Here is a 1,160-nt window from a genome sequence, read left to right as displayed (position 1 = left end):
GGGTTAAACGACAGAAAGTGTGTCTGGATTCGGTGATTTGTAGTGGTTGACCTCTAGGTTTCAGAGAAATATATGCTCCGGGAGCATATATTTGGCTCCGGGACGGTAAATCCGCGGTGTGGCAGCAGTGATGTGCTACACGCGGCGTGGTGTGGTGTCGCAATGTCAAAGAACCAACCACGCTGCCACTGCGGCGATGAGATGAAACGCAACGGCACTACCAGCAAAGGAACTACGAGGTGGCGATGCAAACACTGCGGCGCGTCGAGTGTGAAGCGCCGCAGCGACATCACCAATTCCACGGTTTTTGCCGCCTTCATTGACCACCTGACCACTGGCGCCAGCCTCGATACCGTTGCCAGTCGTGTGGGATGCTCACCGCGCACACTGCAACGCCGCTTCGAACCCTTCTGGCTCGTTGACGTACCAGATCCCACCATCGGACATATCGGGCGGGTTTACGACCAGGTGTTTCTAGACGGCACATATACCGCCGGCGGCTGTTTGATCATTGCCGCAACTATCGACCATGTCATCGCCTGGCACTGGTGCAAACACGAAACCACGCGCGACTACCAACGACTTCTCGAGCGCATCGAAGCCCCACTTATCGCCGTTATCGATGGCGGCCAGGGAGCGTTTAGCGCGATCAAAAAGTGCTGGCCCACCACGAAAATCCAGCGTTGCCTCGTCCACGCCCAACGCGTTGTACGCCGCTACACCACCTCACGGCCCCGGACTGATGCCGGGCGCACCATCTACCGACTGGCGCTGAAACTGACCCGGATCACCACCCTGGACCAAGCAGCAGCATGGGGTGCACAACTGCACGAATTCTCCACGATCTACCGTTCCTGGATGGACGAGAAAACCACGGTCAAAGACCCTAAAACAGGTACATGGACCCGCACGTGGACACATCACAACGTGCGCAAGGCCTACAACAGCCTCAACCACCTCTGGCGCTCCGAACTGCTGTTTGTCTACCTCACCCCACCAGAAGGTGTGCTGGAGAAAAACCGGATTAAATCCACCACCAACAGCCTTGAAGGCGGCATCAACTCCCAGATCAAACTACTTGCCAGAACACACCGCGGCAGATCAGGCGAACGACAACGCCGAATGCTGGATTGGTGGCTCTACTTAAAAACCGAACTGCC

General features: G+C 56.7%; 1 protein-coding gene. It reads left to right on the top strand.

Features of this window, described 5'->3' with window-relative positions; genetic code table 11:
- Positions 1–162: 162 nt before the first annotated feature.
- Positions 163–1,160, top strand: a 998-nt coding sequence (locus QP995_RS10765; RefSeq protein ID WP_284853194.1) for an IS1249 family transposase, incomplete at its 3' end; no start/stop codon positions are given.

Origin of the sequence: Corynebacterium sp. MSK032 (assembly GCF_030232065.1) — a bacterium.
In the GTDB taxonomy this organism is placed as follows: domain Bacteria; phylum Actinomycetota; class Actinomycetes; order Mycobacteriales; family Mycobacteriaceae; genus Corynebacterium; species Corynebacterium jeikeium_D.
This window is presented reverse-complemented; position numbering and strand designations above follow the sequence as displayed.